The organism is Parabacteroides caecihominis (assembly GCF_023656785.1).
Lineage (GTDB): Bacteria > Bacteroidota > Bacteroidia > Bacteroidales > Tannerellaceae > Parabacteroides > Parabacteroides segnis.
On record NZ_JAMOKS010000005.1, the window covers coordinates 236,594 to 257,240 of the forward strand.

The following is a 20,647-nucleotide window of genomic DNA, read 5'->3' on the forward strand; positions in this document are numbered from 1 at the left end:
GATTAATTCTATGAAAATTATTCATCTCTTATGTTTACTATTCATCGCGGTGATAGCCAAAGCAGCATCACCCGTCGAGGCTTTGTTGGAACGCATTGACAAAGGAGCTTCCGATAAATTCATTATCGAACAGATCAAATCTCCGGTCGACTTTTTCGAACTGGATCAGAAAGGAAACAAAGTCGTCATCCGTGGTAATAACCCGGTAAATATAGCGGCAGGATTAAACTGGTATCTGAAATATCATGCAGGAATCCATCTTTCCTGGAATGGCATGCAGGCTAAGCTTCCAGAAGTTTTGCCTGCCGTCACCCAAAAGGAACGTCATGAAACAGACATGAAATATCGCTACGATTTCAATTATTGCACCTATTCGTATACTATGGCTTTCTGGGATTGGGAACGTTGGGAAAAGGAAATTGACTGGATGGCTCTGCATGGAATCAATCTGCCGCTTGCCATGGTCGGGACGGACGGCGTCTGGTATAATGTACTTAAAAAGTTAGGATACAATAAAGACGAGATCAACGAGTTTATTGCCGGCCCCGGTTTTCAAGCCTGGTGGCTGATGAATAATCTGGAAGGCTGGGGTGGGCCGAATCCCGACAGCTGGTACAAACAGCAGATCACCCTGCAACAGCGTATTGTAAAACGGATGCGCGAATACGGCATTGAACCCGTCTTCCCCGGTTATTCGGGAATGGTTCCTCACAATGCAAAAGAAAAACTGGGACTGAATGTTTCCGACCCCGGACTATGGTGTGGTTACCACCGCCCTGCATTCCTGCAACCGACAGATCCCCGCTTCCAGGAAATAGCCTCCCTGTATTACAAAGAACTGAACAAACTCTACGGCAAAGCTAACTTCTACAGCATGGATCCCTTCCATGAAGGTGGAAGCGTAGCCGGAGTAGACCTGGATGCCGCGGGAAAAGCGATTATGCAGGCCATGAAAAAAAATAATCCGAAAGCCGTATGGGTGGCACAAGCCTGGCAGGCAAATCCACGCTCTCAAATGATTGAGAATCTGAAATCCGGTGATATGATCGTCCTGGACCTGTTTTCCGAAAGCCGCCCGCAGTGGGGTGATCCCGAATCTACCTGGCATCGCAAAGACGGTTTCGGCCAGCACGACTGGATTTATTGCATGTTGCTGAACTACGGTGGCAATGTAGGTCTGCACGGTAAAATGGCGCACGTGATCGACGAATACTATAAAGCCAAAGAAAGCTCTTTCGGCAAAACATTGCGTGGCGTAGGAATGACAATGGAAGGAAGCGAGAATAATCCGGTCATGTTCGAATTGTTGACGGAACTCCCCTGGCGCCCGGTACATTTCGATAAAAATGAATGGCTTAAAAACTATACGATAGCCCGTTACGGAAAAGCGAATCCAACCGTGCAGGAGGCATGGATTCTCCTGAGCAATTCCATTTATAATTGTCCGCCGGAAAATACGCAACAGGGCACTCACGAATCTATTTTCTGTGCCCGCCCTTCCGATCACCCTTATCTGGTATCGAGTTGGTCTGAAATGAGTGACTATTACAATCCGGATGACGTTATTCGTGCCGCAGCCATGATGGTTTCCGTTGCTGACCAGTTTACAGGTAATAATAATTTCGAATACGATCTGGTAGACATCGTTCGCCAGGCCATCGCCGAAAAAGGTCGCTTAGTAGAAAAAGTGGTGGAAGCCTCCTTTGCCTCCGGTGATAAACAGCTTTACAATGCAGCCACCAACCGTTTTCTACAACTTCTCCTGTTACAGGATGAGTTACTGGGAACCCGTTTGGAATTTAAAGTCGGAAACTGGATCGCCCGGGCCCGCTCTCTCGGAAATACCCCGGAAGAAAAAGACCTGTATGAATGGAATGCCCGTGTACAGATCACGACCTGGGGGAACCGCAACGCTGCCGATAAAGGCGGTTTGCGTGATTATGCCCATAAAGAATGGAACGGTATCCTGAAAGACTTCTATTACATGAGATGGAAAACATGGTTCGACTATCAGAACGAATTACTGGATGGCAAAAAGCCGACAGCAATCGATTTCTACGCATTGGAAGAGCCCTGGACAAAATTGACGGATTCTTATTCATCCGAACCGGAAGGCGATTGTATTTCGACTGTAAAACGTATATTTGCAGAAGTATTTGAACAATAACTTGAAGATAACACTATGAATCTCAAAAAAATCTGTCTTTTCTTGCTTCTCCTGGTAATAACTTCCCCTTGTTGGGCCGGAAGTAAATATGAATCTAAAATCAGTTCTCTAGAAGGAGAGAAATGGTGGGGAGGTATGGTTGGATTAGGCTCTCAAATGCCGTTCAAGAACGATATGCGGTTGTTCGACCTGTCTGCCGAGAATCTGAACAATCAGAATGTACCTCTTCTTCTTTCTTCGGAAGGCCGCTACATCTGGAGTGACAAACCTTTCTCTTTCAAGATAGAGGGCGGAAACCTACATTTGTTCTCAGACTATGAAAGCCTGGAACCTGTGTTGGCAGGGAATACGTTGAAAGACGCTTATATGGCAGCCTCTACCAAATATTTTCCTCCTTCCGGGCAGTTACCGGATTCTTTGTTCTTTTCAATGCCGCAATATAATACCTGGATTGAACTGATGTACAATCAGAATCAGGATGATATATTGAAATATGCAGATAACATAATGAAGAATTACTTCCCGGTGGGTGTTTTCATGGTGGACGATAACTGGCAGAAGCATTACGGTAATTTTGATTTCAAACCGGAACGTTTCCCCGATCCGAAAGGTATGATCGACCAATTGCATAAAGACGGATTCCGCATTATGTTATGGATTTGCCCGTTTGTCAGTCCGGATAGTCCTGAATTCCGTGAATTGCAACAGAAAGGCTATCTGATCAAAAAGAAAGGAACTAAACAGGCTGCAATCATCCCCTGGTGGAACGGGTATAGCGCTTGTTACGACTTAAGTAACCCTGCCGCAGCCGAACACTTGAAAAAACAATTGCGCAATATGCAGGAGCAATACGGAGTAGACGGTTTCAAATTTGACGCCGGTGATATCAGTCATTACAACGATCCGACTCTGGAGTTCTATGACAAAGCTGCCACCTCAGTGGATATGTGCGAATACTGGGCTAAGATCGGATTGGATTTCCCATTTAATGAATACCGTGCCAGTTGGAAAATGGGCGGTCAGGCTTTAGTACAACGTCTGGGAGATAAGGATTATTCCTGGAATGCAGTAGGACTCCTGATTCCTGATATGATTGCTGCCGGGTTATTAGGATATGCTTATGCCTGTCCCGACATGATCGGCGGAGGCCAGTTCGGTTCTTTCCTGGGAGTAGACCAGACAAAGCTGGACCAGGAGTTGATCGTTCGTTCCTGCCAGGTACATACGCTGATGCCGATGATGCAGTTCTCGGTTGCCCCCTGGCGCATCCTGGATGAAAAACATTTGGCTATTTGCCGTGATTACGCTCATTTACATGAGAAAATGGGAGGTTACATTCTGGAACAGGCCCGCCACTCCGCAGAGACCGGCGAACCGATCCTCCGCCATATGGAATATGCTTTCCCACATCAGGGATTTGTGGATTGCAAAGACCAGTTTATGCTAGGCGACAAATATCTGGTAGCTCCCATCGTAACAAAGGAACATAAACGCAAAGTAATGTTACCCAAAGGACAATGGAAAGACGACACCGGTAAAAAATTCCGTGGACCTAAAACGATAGAGGTGGAAGCTCCGCTGGAGAGGTTGCCTTGGTTTGAGAAGGTGAAATAAAAACTAATGGGCTGCCCCCAAAAAGTGGACAGCCCCTGGCGGACAATATCAACCAGATCATACTCAAAGTTATTATTACCAGTAAACTGGTCGGCAACGGAAACCATCATAGCTGCAGCATGAATAACGTCATTCGGATTATAATAGCCATTCATTTCGGGCCAACTCAATACCAAACTTCATGCTATTTAAATATTTTATAATTTAATAAGTAAGAGCAATGACTTTTGTTTCCCTATTTCCCAAAAGGATAGGGACTTTGCAACCTTCCACAATAATTTTTTTTATTTCTCCATCATTAAAAATCTGAGCTTGTGTACGTTTGCCAATATAAGATGAGTCAAAATACAAACTAAAATCGACCTGATTTACTCCCATATTATGGACGACAAAATAAACTGTATCCGACTGTTCATTACCATACCTTTCTAAACGAATATCACTGGCATCATCCGATGTTTCGGAAACAGCAGCAGTGATTGGTTCCCAACCTGCAGAATAAAGTTTATCCAACATTTTTACTATCGGAGACAACACGTCATAGGCCGCATTACGTCCCACATATATACCCCACAGCATATTATATTCCAAGTTTTCTTTGGATGGTGGCGCATAAGAAACATTCGTTATTGCCCGTTTTTTACCCGCAATAGCCCTATAGTATTCAGGTTTTATCACATAAGTATCTTCTATTCCAAATATATCCAGATATGGAGATACATAAGTCATTTGTCCTTTACAATTTGCAAATAACAATAATGGACAAGACTTCTTTTCATAATCCTTCCTTAAACGCTTCAGCCATTCTATCGAGCTAAACCCACGGACAATCATTGGTTGTTTCGTTTCCGGGTCAAAACTAATAGAAGTTTCCATATATTTGAAATTTTCACGACGATAATCGTTCGGAGACATCATAAATTCATCCAATCCGAATCCATGAGGAGCAGTCCATCCTTTATCTATATAATCATTATAAACCGCATCCATTAATATTTCACGCGCAACAGTTCCGCGTCCACCCGGAATATGAGGAGATAAATTGCATGAAATCATTGAACCAAATCTCAAATCTCCAATCCATTCTCTATTTCCCAAATTCCAAACAATATTACCTTTCTTATCATGGACCCCACTTACATTGGCTGCACAAAGTAATCTATGCAAATCCTTCCTGGAGGAACGGGAATATCTTAGTTTTTTAAATTGTTTCCATTCTATATCATCATTTGCAATCAGTTTCTTAAAACGTTGTTCAACCATAGCCACAGTCGGTTCTCTAAAATCTCCCATACTAAATTGCATATACTCCGGTTCTATATACAGAAAATTCAGAAAACCATTATGTACATTCTGTTCCCAATGTTCCCGATCTAATTCTACTGCTCCCCAATCAAAACGATATCCTCCTGCTATATTTTGTTCATTCGTATAATTAAATTGGGATCGCGTATACAACTCCCATCCTCCTCCATGTCCAACTCTGTCTATAAAATAATCCGGATGCAATGTATACAACTTTTCCAAACCGGAACGAAATCCCCATTTAGCATCAGTTCGAACCAACTCTACCTGAAAATCCACTCTATTCTGAGAACTTCCATCAAACCGTTGCTGATTTAATAACGTTACATCAAAAGCTATATAAAATAACTGTTGTCTGGGATTCACACCTATACGATAAGATATAGGTTTAGCTTGATCCAATATAAAAGCAAACGAATGGTCGGATAACTCGTCAGACAAAACAACTACAGGATAATCTTGCGAGATTTCTTCTAAAGAAGATATATTGCTTCCATCTACAAAAGGAGTAGTTTTATGAATCAAACTTTTATGAAAAATCCAATTCTTCCGGGCATCAACAGGTAATGCAATATAAATTGTTACGGCTTTATCTTTCCGACTCATAGAAGTCACTGTCCCCGATATTTTTATCCGATCATGTAAAGTCTCATATTTAGCATCTAATCTGCATCCCAAAGATTTTATTTCCGACTTTTGTAAAATTCCGTTCGGAATAGTAGATAACTCTCCTTCAGGAATAACCGGAGGCAATGGTGAACATGCATCACGGAGCATTATTCCGGATGATTGACCAGCTCCAACACCTATGGTATCTCCGGCAATGCTTATTGAATGAATCGTGCCTGCTCTCGTTATATTCAAGTCAAGAAAATCTACAGTAGAAACAGACGAAAATGCAGAGGATGAAACCGTGGGCATTTTTTTGCAAATGATAATCAACGCCATCAAAATAAACAGAAGAGGAATCCGCACCAATAATACGAATATTACGAATTGTCACTTTATAACTATGATCAAAATTGAACGGTCTATCATAAAAATAAAGCAACAACGCTGAAACTTGTTTACGAGCAATATTTCGAATATCAATTTCTACACTTTGCCATTCTCCACAATCAATATGGGGGATAGAGATCTCCTGATTAACAGGAGAGATACCTGCTATATTCTCATTGATAAAACATTTGTCATTCAGAACTGCCACAAAATCTTTTCCACAATCTTGAATACCGACCAAAGAACTTTCCAGTTTTACATCAAATGCTATTTTCTGAAAACCCCTCCAATCCTCATTATTAACAGTCAATGATATATGTGGGAATCCTTCTGTTGAACCATGAACATCCACCTGTGCAACTAAAGAATCCCCACACTTTAAAGAAATTTCAGTTCCTTCACCGGCAGAAGATTTCCATGATGAAAAACTTAAGTCTTTTTCAACTGCTTTCTGAGAATATACCGATAAACTTATGTTCGAAAGAATAATTAAAAGCAAATAAGCTTTACAAAATACTCTTTTTACCATAAAATAAATTAGGATTTAGGTTGTTCAACAACATTCGTATTGCCTCCTCCCCGAAGTGTCAAATCCACGGGATGGTTTTTCAGCCATGCTCCTCCTGTAAAATCAGGGATATCGATAGAGTTAGAACGGTTGGCTACGGACCAATAGCTTAACGGAGTGACAGAACACCAGCTTGCCGCATCATATACATCCATATCAAGGGGAAGACCATTTCTCAAACAATCTATCATACGCCAATCCATAATAAAATCCATCCCTCCGTGTCCGCCAATAATTTTGGCAACTTCAGAAATGTGTTTGACAACTTCAGGCGTATACTGAACTTCCAATTCCGCCAGTTTCTCCGGAGATATATAATCATGTCCGAACGCGATCTTACCCGGCTCCGGATATTTCCGGCATGATCCTTTTGTACCCGTCAAAACATGTAAGCGATCGTAAGGATGTGGAGTACTTACATCATGTTGAATCATGATTGTTTTTCCTTTGGCTGTACGAATCGTTGTCGTATTCATATTTCCCCGGTACTTCATTTCTGCCATTGGTTTGTAATAATCATTTTGAGCGGCCAATTCTTTGGCTTTTGCTTCCATCAAGAAATCATCAGTTGACATAGAAGTCAAATATTCCATCTTATCTCCCCGATTAATATTCATAGCCCAACAAACCGGTCCCAGCCCATGAGTCGGATAAGGATTCCCACTTTTATGATTTTCATCCCATCGCCAGGTTGGCCATTCCGGTTCTCCAAACATACCACTCAATAACTCATGTATATAAGCACCTTCCCCATGTATAATTTCTCCAAACAATCCCTGCTGAACCATATTTACAGTTAATATTTCAAAGAAGTCATAACAACAATTTTCCAACTGCATGCAATGTCTTTTTGTCCTCTCCGAGGTTTCTACTAATTGCCAGCATTCTTCCAGTGTTTTTGCAGCAGGAACTTCCACTGCTACATGTTTTCCACATTCCATAGCATATACAGCGATAGGAGTATGCCATTTCCAGGGAGTTGCGATATAGATCAAATCGATATCTTCCTGTTCACATAATTTTTTCCAAGCATATTCATCTCCAAAATATTCTTCTGCCGGGCGCTTATTAAAATTCTTCAAGGTTTCCTGATTCCTTTTTACCGCTTCTTCCCGGAGATCACACAATCCTCTGATTTCAATCTCTTTGATATTGAGAATACGGGTAACCGCCCAACTTCCACGACTACCTATCCCTACATAACCTATACGAACAACCGGAATAGGGGCAGCGGCATAACCGCACATGTTAAATAACTGTTTTCTGTTTTTTCCTTTTTCAACACATTCTTTTACAACAGCTTCAACCTCAGATTTATTCGTTGAAGTACAGCCCGTAAAGCCGGTTAATGCAACACCGGCTCCCAGCAAAGAGCCTTTCAAAAAGTTACGACGATTTATACTCATGATGATAAATGTTTATTGGTTTGATAAAAATAATCCTGAATGATTTACCACTCAGGATTATAAAGTCTAAAGAATTAATCCCAACCTGGATTTTGTTTCATGATATCTTTACCGATCAAATCTATTTCATCTTGTGGAATCGGGAACAGATAATGGTAAGACGGATCAAAACGACGCTCCATTACAAGAATATGTTCCTTTCCTTCCTTTTCTATCGGAATTCCATAGCAAGCTCCATTCATTAGTTTTTCTGCGGTTCGCCAACGAATAATATCGTCCCTGCGTTGTCCTTCAAAGCAAAGTTCTATCATTCGTTCATTGCGTACTATTTTTCTCAATTCTTCCTGGCTTCCCTCTGTTACAGCCGGATATTTATCCGTCTGACTGATGTCTACGCCATAAGCTCTAGCTCTCAACATATTGATAGCGTCATAAACGGACTGATCTATTGAACCTGATTCAATTTTCGCTTCAGCATACGTCAAAAGGACTTCTGCATAACGCAAAATAATCACATTACTTTCCATGGGAATCAAAGCATACCTTACAGCTCCTTCATCCAGGAATTTACGCGTATAATATCCTGATTGGGAAGAATTACCTGTTGCCCCCGGATAATCGACATCTCCGTAAACCGGGATCTCGACACCTCTATAAGTTGAGCCAGGATAAATCACAGACATATAAAAACGAGGATCTCTGTTCTCGTAAGGTTTGTCCGGATTGTAAACAGCTGATTCATTAGACGGTTTACCATCTGTACAAAGAACTCCGTCTACAAACTCCTGTAAAGGATTTGTTCCACCCCAGCCTCCGTAACTTGGAAAATGCATGTATATCTGCGTATAATTGGCCATATTCTGACCAACAAATTGCCAAGCATACAAAACTTCCTCATTATATTTATTGCTGATTTCAAATAAATCTTCATAACTGGAGAATAAAGAGTGTACTCCTAAATCCATCACGGCTTTTGCCGCAGTTGCAGCTTCTTCCCAACGTCCGGCATACAATAACACACGAGCTTTCATTCCCAAAGCTGCTCCTTTAGTAATGCGTCCGGCATATTCGGAAGACCATGTCTCTGGCAATACTTTAATAGCCTCATCCAAATCTTTCAATATAAAATCCAAAACTTCTTCTGCTGTATTTCTCGGGCGTTTCAACTCTTCCAGGGTTAAAGGTTCCTCAATGATAGGAACACCTCCCCAGTTGTTCAATAAGAAATGATAAGCGAAAGCACGTAAGAATTTTACTTCCCCTTTCATCTGTTCACGCTTTGTATCATCCATTTGAGGTTTATCTATATTGGTCAAAAAAACGTTACATGTACGAATGATACGATAACGAATAGACCACAATTCTTTTGTATACCACATTGAAGGACTGTTATTTCCCGCACCCAAATTATTATAATCATTACCTTTCCACACATTGACAGCTTCATCACTACGGGCAGGAAGTCCAAGAATATGATCATAATACATCCACACATTATCTCCATCCGTATAACGGGAATAAACACCTACCAGCGCATTAAAAGCATCCGTTTCCGTTGCCCAGAATGTTTGTTCTGATAACTGATCCCTTGGATTCAAATCCAGGAAACCATCATTGCAAGCTGTAAATAAGGGAAACATTATCCCTATAATCCATATAAATATATACTTTTTCATGTTTGTCATCGTTAATGATTAGAATACAAGATTTAAACCAAATGTATAAGAAGTAACCATCGGATAAATATTCCCTCCTCCCCAGGGTGTTTCCGGGTCAAACCCTCTGAAACTGGTTATTGTAAACAAATTGTCTGCACTTACATAAAAACGGCACTTTTCAACAAACAGGTTACTTAAGATAGACTTAGGCAGTGAATAACCTATTTGCAAATTCCTCATCTTTATATAACTTGCATTTTCCATAAAGAATGAATTTGTCTGAGTATAATTCCGGCTTGCATTATTCAGCGAAAGCCGCGGATAAGAAGCATTCAGATTATTGGGAGTCCAACGATCTTTTTGAGCCTCCAATGCGCTAGCTCCATTAGCAAATGCCTGAGCAGCTGTACCTGTCAAATAACCCTGCACATCTGCAACAGCGTGAATAGTTGTCGCGATATCAAAGCCTTTGTAACTGGCCCCCAATTGTAAACCGAAAGTAACTCCAGGGAAAGTATTACCCAAATTAACACGATCTTCAGCCGTAATCTTTTTATCTCCATTCTGATCTTTATACCTGATATCACCAGGAGAGGCTCCTCCTGTATAGTCTTGATTAGGAGCATTTTTTATTTCTTCTTCTGAGGCAAACAAGCCAATAGCTTCTAAACCAAAAATATTATTAATCGGATCTCCCACGGAACGCCCCGGAGTATCAGCCCCCTTCAAGTCAGTAATTTTGTCTTTTACTCTGGATACACTTAAATTAGCATAATAATTAAAGTCTTTCAACTGGTCATTCCACCCCAGTTGCATTTCAAAGCCTTTATTGCGCACAGCACCAGCATTGATTACCGGAGCATAAGCCCCTAAAATAGTGGGTTGAGGCAAGCTCATTAAAATATCACGGGTGTTTCTTACAAAATAATCGAAAGTGAATGATAATCGGTTATTAAGCATGTTCAAATCCAAACCGGCATTCACCATTTCTGTATTTTCCCAACCGATAGTGGAATTTGACATAGAATAATTTTCTGCGATACCGGAATACATTATATTTCCAAAGCCATATAAACGACCTAAAGAATATTTGTTCTGATAAGCATAATTTCCAATTTCCTGATTTCCTAAATGTCCCCAGGAAGCTCTTAACTTCAAGTTAGATATCGGATCAAAATTGAAAAAGTCTTCCTCAGAAATACGCCATCCGGCAGAAACAGAGGGGAATAACTCAAAACGATTGTTTTTCGGGAAACGTGAAGATCCATCATATCTTAGTGTAACTTCAAGCAAATAACGTTCTGCGAAATTGTAATTTATTCTGCCAAATACTGAACGGATGCTATTCTCATCCATACCACCATCATTACGTTGATCAGATGCATCTCCCGCATTTATTTGGTCCAACCAGTTGTTCTCCGGAAGATCATAACGGGATGCAGCAATAGAAGAGTTTGTATATTTACGCTGTTCATAACCTAATACTGCTGCTACATTATGCATTCCGAATGTTTTGTTATAATTTAAAAATGCTTGTAGATTTATATCGGAAGACTCACCTCTATTTTCAAACAGATAGGGTCTGAACTTCATACCGACAACGTCCGGTGCATTATAAAGAGATAAATTATATTGCTGTCTTTTGGAATGAGTAAAATTACCATTCATCGCAGCAACCCCTTTTACAGACAATCCGTCTATAATCTTTATTTCTAGTGTTCCAATTGCTGTCAAGAAGTTATCTGTATAATGGTCATATCCTCCATTTTCAGCTTCTGCCACCGAATTATGTTCATTCATAAAGGCTGCCCAATTTCCGTTAGACCATTTGATCGGAGTTACAGGAGTTTCACGGTATGAACGATGAACTAACTCACTAATACTTTGGTAGGGTTGTGATTTTTCCTGTCTGATATAAGAAAAATTCACCCCAAAGTTCACACGTTTACTGATATCAAAGTCAAAGTTTCCTCTGATAGAATATCTTTCCAGATCTGTTTGTGCTATCAAACCTTCTCTGTTCAGATAACCTAAAGAAAAATTATATCTTGTTTTTTCCGTTCCTCCATCTAACTGAACATGGTGACTGTGTTGAAAACCGTTTTTTGAAAACAAAGCATCTGTTTGATCGGAGTTTGGATATAAATCCGGATCAGTTCCTTTACGATAATTGTCTATATCGGTTTCTGAATATTTCGGAGCCAATCCATCATTTGTCAAAGCTTCATTATACAGTGTAGCATAATCTGCTGAATTCACCCATTTAGGTAAACGTGTCGGATTTTGAAAACCGATATACCCATTGTAAGATACTTTCATGCGCCCTTCCTTTCCTTTCTTTGTGGTTACTAAGATAACACCGTTACCAGCACGTACACCATAAATGGCAGCAGATGCAGCATCCTTCAAAACACTGATATTTTCGATATCATTCGGATCTATTGCATTCAAACTACCGGGAATTCCATCGACTATAATCAAAGGAGATGTTGAATTTAATGTCCCGGGACCACGAATAATAAATTCAGCACCATCAGCACCCGGCTGTCCGGAACGTTGAATGGCTGTTAATCCCGGAGCTATACCTGTCAGCAAATTTGTTGCATCAGAAGCTGCTCTATTCGCTATCTGTTCTGATCTTACGCTGGCCACTGCCCCCGTTAAAGTTGCTTTTTTCTGTGTACCATATCCAACAACAATAACCTCATTCAATCTCAGAGAATCTTCTTGTAATAAAATATTCAACACAGTTTTATTTCCTACGGCAACTTCCTGTGTATTATAACCAATATAAGAAATCTGTAAAACAGCCGATGAAGGTACACTCAAACTATATTCTCCATCAATATTTGTTACTGTACCATTCGTCGTACCTTTCACTACTACATTGGCCCCAATAACCGGAATTCCTGCTGCATCTTTTACAACACCTGTTACTCTATGAGATTGTTGTGCAACAGTAGGTGGTTCATTATTCACCATCAATACAATATGACGATCCCTTATTGCATATTTCAGTCCGGTTTTTTCTGCAATCGCATCCAGAATTTCTGAGATATTCGTATTTCTCTTATCAATTGAGATCCTTTCATTCTTGTTTATCTCTTCCAGATTATAGAAAAACAGGAATTCAGACTGTTCTTCTATTTGTTTCAATACATGCTCCAGTGTTTCATTTTTAACAGAGACACTCAATTTGGTGGTTTGTGCATAAGTTGCCGCTACCATTTGCGATAGACAAACAACAAGCATTAACACGGTTAGCTTCATAATTTTAATAGTTCTTTTCAGGTTTACGGAAACAACTATTCGTTGATTATTCATACTTTGATTGTTTTAAGATTAAAAACACATTCCACGGCAATGGAAGTTTAATTGAATCACACACTTTAGAAAAGAATATCCGGCAAGATATTTTCCCTTCTTTTTTTAATTTCTTACGTTATCCACTCATATTATTGAATTTGAAAGTTAACTACTCTATTATAACCTATTTTTCCGAAATCGACACATGACGGTCGTCAATCTTATATTTGACCGGAATAGATAAATTTATTATTTCCATAATATCTTTAATACTTTGTCCCCGATAGAAAGTTCCGGTGAAAGTACGCTTATTCAATGCTTTAGAACTTACAGCAAACTCTACACCATAAACGTGACTAAGACGATCTAAAATTGCTTTTAGACTTTGTTCATAGAAATAATAATAACCGGAAGTCCATGATATGAATTGCTGGGCATCCACTTTTCGAAGGAAAGCTGATTCTGTATTCCGGTTATATACAAACTGCTGGTTGGGCTCCAATATCGTTTGTTTAGCAATATGCATTGTTGTCAGACGAACTGATCCTTCCAGCAACGTAGTGATCGTCATAGAATCCATTGGATAAGCCATTACATTGAACTTGGTTCCCAGTGCTTCGATATCCTGCTCTTTTGTCTTTACAATAAAAGGTTTATTCTTTTGTTTGGCGACTTCAAAATATGCCTCACCTTCCAGATATACAATACGTTTATCTTTTCCAAAATTCTTATCATAATGGAAAGTCGTTTTTGAGCCAAGACTAACATGTGTACCATCTGGTAACTCTATTACATCTGCCTCCAGACCGTCACCTCCTATATACTTAGAATATAAAGTCCCGTCGTCATCACGAATAAATAAAAAGAAAACAGAACTAATCGCCACAGCTATCAGGGCCACCGCTGCATAGCTACTTATTTGGTACCAAAGATTGAACCGGCGAGTTTGTGAATTTTTCTTTTTATTAAGCAAACGCTGCCAGCTGGAAGCCGTATCCAGCGGTTTTCCTAAAAACAAACCGGCATCATACATTGCTTTGATTTCAAAGAATGTCTCTTTGTTGGAGGCACTCTCATTCACCCAATCGTAAAAAAGGTCTGTTTCTTCTTTGGAAAGATTACCTTGTAAGTAACCTATAACTAACTCTGTATAATCATGTTCCATACTTTTTTTCTGTAATTCGCCGTCTTTAGTGACTTAGTCCTTTATGAACTTATAACGAATGGGATATGAAAAGTACTCACACGAAAACAAACTTTTTTTAAAATAAACTAACTAGAAGTTCTAAATCAAGGTGAACAGATAAAAAAATAAATGAGAGCAGTGCTTACGGAGATAAAGCAAGGAACGATATAACTGATTTTCGACCGTACGTACAGACAACCCTAGTTGTTCCGCGATTTCCGCGGCTTTCATACCTTCCAGATAAGAAAGACGAAATATTTCCTGACCACGTTCAGGTAATTCCTCAACTTTTTTCATCAGAAGCTCCAGAAGATCCTTTCGCATGAATAGCTCGTCAGACGATTCAAAATAATCCAGTTCATCCAATTTTAGCTGTATAGCACGGCGGTCGAGTATCTCCTGTTCCATGTTTGAACGACGAAGATGGTCAATACATGCATTACGTACAGCTATATACAAAATTCGCTTCAAGTCATCATCAGGAAGAAGGAAAACCTGCTTATCCCATAATTTCAGGAAAACATCATGCACAATATCCTCTGCAAAGAATCCGGAGACAAACTTGCCCGCAAACCGAAGCAACATTGGCGCATATTCCATATATATGCGCTGATAACAATTTGTCGTCTGATCTTTTACTTCCATATTGCAAACTTATTAAAAATCTCGGAAAACGACCTGTCCCAACTCTATTTTAACGCTATGCTCTTTATAAAACTCCTATATACACCTGCTGAAAAAATTATTAAATCCTCCAATCCATACACTAATTAGGGCAATAGCAACAATCCATCAATATATTCAACTACAGAAATTAAAACTCAAAGGAAGTAAGCCACTAAAAGATAAAATATCTGTTAAAGCACCCCATAGTAAACAATAAAATAGGATAAAAGCAGAATAATACCATACCCAAACAAGCTGTTTATAACTACTAAAACCTACCTTTAGCCTTATAAATTAACGAAAGGATAACATTTAAAACATTCTGATATGAAAAAACAAACAGTCATCCTATTCTTACTCCTGGGCCTCAGCCATACAGCATTCGCCCAGCGCGTCATTGAAAACCCTGCTTATGAATTTAAAAGCACAGGTATCAATACGATCACTCAGATAGAGCGAAACAAAGAAAACACACGGGTACAAGTACATTGCGAATTTATCCCCCACTGGTGGATTTCTTTCGACAGTACTTCTTACATCAAAGATGCGGATACCGGAAAGAAATATTTTCCTACCGGAATCGAAGGAACCGAGTTCGGTAAAAAAACATTTATGCCTGATTCAGGCGACTCGACATTTGTCCTGATCTTTCCTCCTTTCGATAAAAAGATGAAGAAATTCGATTATATCGAATCAGATACTGGAGAAGGTTCAATCTTCGGAATCTCACTGAAAAAAACAAAAGATCAGAAGAAGAAACCGGTGGAAGAGAGCATATACGGGACATGGGAAGATATGGAAAAGCAACTGGCAGCAGAAGCTGCTCCGTCAACCGATTACGGAACCGACTTCTTCCGAAAAGACACAGCCCACCTGCGTGGTTTCCTGAAAGGATACGATCCCAGAGCCGGCTTCAGTACCGGCATGATTTATACCGGTAACGAACTAACTCGCGAAGACTATCCGACTGTCATACAAATCCATCCTGACGGACGTTTCGAAGCTGACTTTCTTTTAAATCATCCCTGGGAAGGTTATATTTCTTCCAAAAGGACTTCCATTCCATTTTATATCGAACCGGGAGAAACCTTATTTATTTCTCTCGACTGGGAAGACTTCCTGATGGCAGACCGATATCGCGATCGCCGGTATGAGTTTAAAAACATAGATTTCAAAGGAGCCTCAGCCGGAATAAACAAAGAACTTAACAGATTTAAAGTAAATACTTTCAATTACCGAAATTTCGAAAAGCAACTAAAAACTCTTGCTCCGACAGAATTTAAACAACAGCAATTGAACGCTTTGAAAGAGGCTGATAACTCACTGGCAGAAAAGTTGAAACAAAATACAGTTTCAATCAAAGGCCAGCAATTACTAAAAAATAAAATACTTCTATCATTTTACGGAGCTTTGTTTGATTATGTTATGACACGGAGGTATTACGCCTCTCAGGACTCTACTAATGAAATCCTGAAACAACCGATTCCGAATGATTATTATAACTTCCTTCCAAAGATAAATAGTAACGACAAAAGTTTACTTGTCTCGAATATGTTCAGTTCTTTCATCAACCGTTATGAATATATGGGACCTTTCAACAACGCAGATATGACATTCACCCCCGAGAATAAGCTTGAAATGTTTAGTAAGGGATGGTTACGCAAAGATTCTGTTTTGCGGAATGAATTGCAAGTCACGCCCGGTCTGCTGTTTGAGATTGCAAAGACCCGTTCGCTGAATTATGCACTAGAAATGCTTACACCCAAAGAAGGACATTTGCTGGCTGAAGAAATAAACAACAGCATCTCAGAGCCTTTCCTGAAAGAAGAAACGATGCGTATGTATGCCAAGAAATTTCCGGAAGGCGAAAAACAAGCCTATAAACTTCCGGAAGGGAAGGCTACGGATATTTTCCGTAAAATGACAGACCCGCACAAAGGTAAATTTGTTTTAGTCGACTTTTGGGCTACTACCTGCGGACCTTGTATTTACGGTATTAAACAGATGCAGCCGCTAAGAGACAAATATAAAGGAAGTCCGGATCTCGCCTTTGTATATATTACAGATACAGGTGGTTCTCCTGAAGCCTCTTACAATAAATTTATTTCAGAAAATGATATGGGTGACAACCTGTTCCGTTTACCGGAAGATGAATACAACTATCTGCGTCAACTATTCAAATTCAATGGCATACCTCGTTATGTAATGCTGGATCGGGATGGGAATGTGGTCGACGATAATTTCCCCGGACACAATGCAGAGTATGAAATACAACAACTATTCCCAGATAAAAAGTAACCATCTCAAAAGAGTTCATCCTCTTTAAATATACCTGTTAAGAGGGTTTATCAGAGGTACTATTTATCAGAGATAGATAATGCAAATCTTATCAGATATGAATTTGCCCTTTCCCCATGCCTATGGGGATTTTCCCCCACAAGCATGGGGAATATGCCCCATAAGTATGGGGAAAATTCCCCACGCTAATAAAAACGTGGGGAATTTCTTACAGGAAAAATAGAGGAGGATATTCTATTTTAAATCAACTTGACAGAGATACCTTATTTTTCAATTTCCAACCGTAATCACATGGACAGAAGGGCTATCCAGCACAACAGTGGTTGTCGTTCCTGTTTCTGCATTAAAACAACGGATTGTATCTTTCTCCGTATTCTGTACGGTTACTTTCCAACTGTTACCTTCTTTATTTATGCTTAAAATATCCGTCGTATTACTACCGGGATTAATCGCTAAACCATTAGCGCAATGAACGGTTTCGATATGATAACGTCTGACATCAACAGGGAATTTCTTTCCGGCATAGACGAAGATTGCTGTATGTTGCTGTTCATCACTTTGCCAGTCGGTGTTCAACAGATAAATTGTGCGATGGTCTTTGTTATCCCAAACAGTGAAACCTACAGACGGAGCAGACTCGATCCAACCGGAGGAAAGTTCCTTATTCACGGTTTCCGTAGCTAGCTCACGCATTGTTTCTTCATACTGGCTTCTCAAAGACGATTCTGCCGGATAAGCAGCCTGCGGGAAGTAGATGATCTTTCCTGATCCGAACGGGATAACGGTCTTTCCATTTAAAGACTTATAATTATCGCCCAACATTTCACGGATAACCGCATCGTTAGTCGGGAACTTTGCCGGCTGGTCAGGTTGAAGTTCGGCATTCAGGTGGGCAGCCGTCAGGACAAGCGTTCCGCCCTCAAATACATAGTTGCGGATGCGGAGGAAGTCGCTTTCATCGAAACTGTTCCAGCCGAGGAATACCATTGCCTTATATTTATTCATCACATCTTGCGGAGCCTCGATAGGCAGAATATCGATTGTCCCGTAAGGCGTAGAGGTAAACCAGCCGTTAGGGCCGCAACCATCCACGATATTATTGGGATAAAAGACTTTCAGGAGGTCAAAACTTTCCGTTGCCTTATTAAATTCCCACTTATCTCCCTTCTGTGACCATAAGCTGCCGCGACCGAACGACTTCCAGGCATCATTCCTTCCCTGGATGACAGCGACGTTACTTTTCATTTCGCCGCGACGGGTATGTGTTTCTATGAAGTCCAGCACACGATGCTGTGCATATAAATGCTCTTTGCCCGACTTGGAATAACGGTCGTTGGCATATTCGTCCAGCCACAAGGCTTCTTCCGTATTCATATGGGAAGAACCATGCATATAGGCTACGGCAAGCGACATATATAAACGTAAAGAATGTTTCGGGTCGGTAAAAGGCCCCGAACCCCATTGCATGGCATGCAACGTTCCGTAATCCCGTTTGCTGTAAGCACGTGAAGCACCGCGCAACGAAGACAGGATAATTTCTTCAGGACCGTACATCTGCTCGGCTCCCAGCCAGTTATAGCCTGCCTGATATAAATAACGGAACAACGTGGAAGGACCTGTATGGCGGCTGCTCTCTCCTTTTGAGTAACGGAAATTCTCAACCAACTTGCGGGCACCGTCAGCCATATCCTTGACACCATACGGATCATAATGGATAAAGGTTCCGTGGTCAGTATAAATCGGACGATGTTTAGCAAAGATACCACCGTAAGGACGATTACGGGCAGCCATATCCGAGAAGACTCCCTGATACAGGAAATGTTGCCAGTAATAATAACCGCCGTCATTTTCATGCGCCTGCTTTCCGCGGAACATCGGAGAAGCCAATGTTTCCAAATCCGGGTTGATACGTTTACCGGCCAATGTACGGCCTTCTACCTGCCAGGCATAAGGAACCTGGAGCTTATTCAACAAACCGGTATAATGACGGATAACTTCGGGACGGGCAACGCGGAAACCGCTCCACTGATAGGAAGGACGGAACTGATACCAGTTTCCGACCCGCTGGGAGATATACCATTTAAAGAAATAATCATAAGGCGCATATTCCTTATCTATATAAATCTCATCCCCGGAAGAAATATAAACCTCATCCGGTTCCTTTTCTATTATCTGACGAATTGTTACTTCCGCTTTACGGCTTCCGTCGTCAAAAATCATCGGAACAGCGGAGGCATAATCGCCGGCACGAAACTCAATCACGTGCAAACCTGTTTCTTTTAATACCACTTCCTGGGACGCCGGGATGACAGAAGACGGAGCCTGTACCTTCAAACAGACATCCGGCTTATTCGTTTCTACCAGTACACCGAAAGCCGCTCCGGCAGAAACATATTCAGGCACGGAAACAACTTCAAAATCGCGGGCACTCTCTTCGATAATCTCCAGCGAACGGAGTTCATAAGAATACGCTGCACGGTTATCCTCTTTGAGCAAAGTCAGTTTCAAATCTCCGTTACCTTGTACGGATGCAGGCAGAAGGACATAAAAGTCCGCTATATCAGAGGCTCTGTCGAAAATATTTCCTTCGTAAACAGTCGTACCGTTAAAATCCAGTTTCCAACGCGGCCAACTGCGGGTAGAAAGGTTACAACCGGTCCAGTAGTTATAATCGTCTGTCTTATCGGCAAATTTAGCAAAAGGTATGGAGCAGACCTGTTTCTTGTTCTGCACCAATCTGGGTGCCTCCACCCAGCACTCACCGCTGAAATGAGTTCCCCCGATACGTAAAAAGGCACATGCGACGTTATCAGGAAGCACGAATGTTTGCGTTACTTGTTGATATTTGCCGGAGCCTGCGGGTACCGGGAAGTAAAGCAACGAATCCGGGCGGTCGTAAATATCGTCTTTATAGCGTCCGGGCTTTTTATAAAACAATTCTATCTGTACGCCAAAGTCACCACCCGCAGAAACGGACAGGTCCTGACATTTCACAACCGGCAAGGTCACCGTCAGTTCACCGGGTTTCAGCAAGTCACCCGAAATACGGTAATAGGCATGCCGCTCGAAGTTATTGTCTTCTCCTTTAAAATATAAGGAATACTTATCTTTCTTTACATGGACGGAATCCAGATTGTCGTCAATATAAAATTCCGACCGCCTGAACATCTCCTCCCCTCTTTTTTCAAAAGGAGCCGGCATTTTTACTCCGCCGACAACACGAAGGAATCTACGCACAGGATAGGCTTCCTGTTTAAACGAAACTGTTTCGGAAACACTGCTTCCGGGAGTTAACAAATGAACCTTTTCACCACCGGAAGGTGTGAAAATCACCGTTCTGTTCTCGGTCTGCACACCATCGGCAAAGAGATAGAAGACGGATAAAAGCTGGCAAATCAGAAGATAAAAGATTTTTTTCATAACTAATACTCAGAGATGTCTGTTAATAAATCAGGTCAAATGTACGACTAATTT

The 20,647-nt window shown here is 40.8% G+C and carries 11 protein-coding genes and 1 pseudogene; 3 read left to right on the forward strand and 9 right to left on the reverse strand.

The features are described from left to right. Positions 1-10 precede the first annotated feature (10 nt). Positions 11-2,167: an alpha-N-acetylglucosaminidase gene (locus tag NBH14_RS05810; protein WP_186958688.1), complete on the forward strand. Its 2,157-nt coding sequence runs from the start codon at positions 11-13 to the stop codon at positions 2,165-2,167. Positions 2,168-2,182: 15 nt separating this feature from the next. Beyond that, the gene (locus NBH14_RS05815) at positions 2,183-3,781 is read left to right on the forward strand and encodes a glycoside hydrolase family 31 protein (protein ID WP_186958689.1); all 1,599 of its coding nucleotides are present in this window, start codon (positions 2,183-2,185) and stop codon (positions 3,779-3,781) included. A gap of 26 nt (positions 3,782-3,807) precedes the next feature. Here NBH14_RS05815 and NBH14_RS05820 read toward each other — a convergent pair. The 8 genes and pseudogenes from NBH14_RS05820 to NBH14_RS05855 all read right to left on the reverse strand — a co-directional run. Beyond that, positions 3,808-3,954: pseudogene (locus tag NBH14_RS05820) on the reverse strand (alpha-N-acetylglucosaminidase C-terminal domain-containing protein); the annotation flags it as partial. 31 nt (positions 3,955-3,985) lie between these two features. Next, positions 3,986-5,950, reverse strand: coding sequence for a hypothetical protein (locus tag NBH14_RS05825; protein WP_250817247.1), 1,965 nt, complete (start codon positions 5,948-5,950; stop codon positions 3,986-3,988). Between the two features lies 1 nt (position 5,951). Continuing rightward, positions 5,952-6,614 carry a CIA30 family protein gene (locus tag NBH14_RS05830; protein WP_250817249.1) on the reverse strand — a complete coding sequence of 221 codons (663 nt, stop codon included), beginning with the start codon at positions 6,612-6,614 and terminating at the stop codon, positions 5,952-5,954. Between the two features lie 8 nt (positions 6,615-6,622). Further along, positions 6,623-8,059: a Gfo/Idh/MocA family oxidoreductase gene (locus NBH14_RS05835; RefSeq protein WP_186958691.1), complete on the reverse strand. Its 1,437-nt coding sequence runs from the start codon at positions 8,057-8,059 to the stop codon at positions 6,623-6,625. Between the two features lie 74 nt (positions 8,060-8,133). Then, positions 8,134-9,735, reverse strand: coding sequence for a RagB/SusD family nutrient uptake outer membrane protein (locus NBH14_RS05840; protein ID WP_186958692.1), 1,602 nt, complete (start codon positions 9,733-9,735; stop codon positions 8,134-8,136). An 18-nt stretch (positions 9,736-9,753) separates the two neighbouring features. Next, a complete protein-coding gene (locus NBH14_RS05845; RefSeq protein ID WP_186958693.1) occupies positions 9,754-13,041 on the reverse strand; it encodes a TonB-dependent receptor in 3,288 nt (1,095 codons plus the stop codon). A gap of 166 nt (positions 13,042-13,207) precedes the next feature. Further along, entirely contained in the window at positions 13,208-14,188 is a 981-nt protein-coding gene (locus NBH14_RS05850; RefSeq protein ID WP_186958694.1) for a FecR family protein, read from the reverse strand. Between the two features lie 120 nt (positions 14,189-14,308). Next, positions 14,309-14,854: an RNA polymerase sigma-70 factor gene (locus NBH14_RS05855; protein WP_186958695.1), complete on the reverse strand. Its 546-nt coding sequence runs from the start codon at positions 14,852-14,854 to the stop codon at positions 14,309-14,311. Positions 14,855-15,202: 348 nt separating this feature from the next. Between NBH14_RS05855 and NBH14_RS05860 the strand changes: the two genes are divergently transcribed. Next, positions 15,203-17,173, forward strand: a complete 1,971-nt coding sequence (locus NBH14_RS05860) for a TlpA family protein disulfide reductase (protein ID WP_186958696.1) — start codon at positions 15,203-15,205, stop codon at positions 17,171-17,173. 270 nt (positions 17,174-17,443) lie between these two features. Here NBH14_RS05860 and NBH14_RS05865 read toward each other — a convergent pair whose 3' ends face one another. Then, a complete protein-coding gene (locus tag NBH14_RS05865; protein WP_186958697.1) occupies positions 17,444-20,593 on the reverse strand; it encodes a hypothetical protein in 3,150 nt (1,049 codons plus the stop codon). Positions 20,594-20,647: the final 54 nt, after the last annotated feature.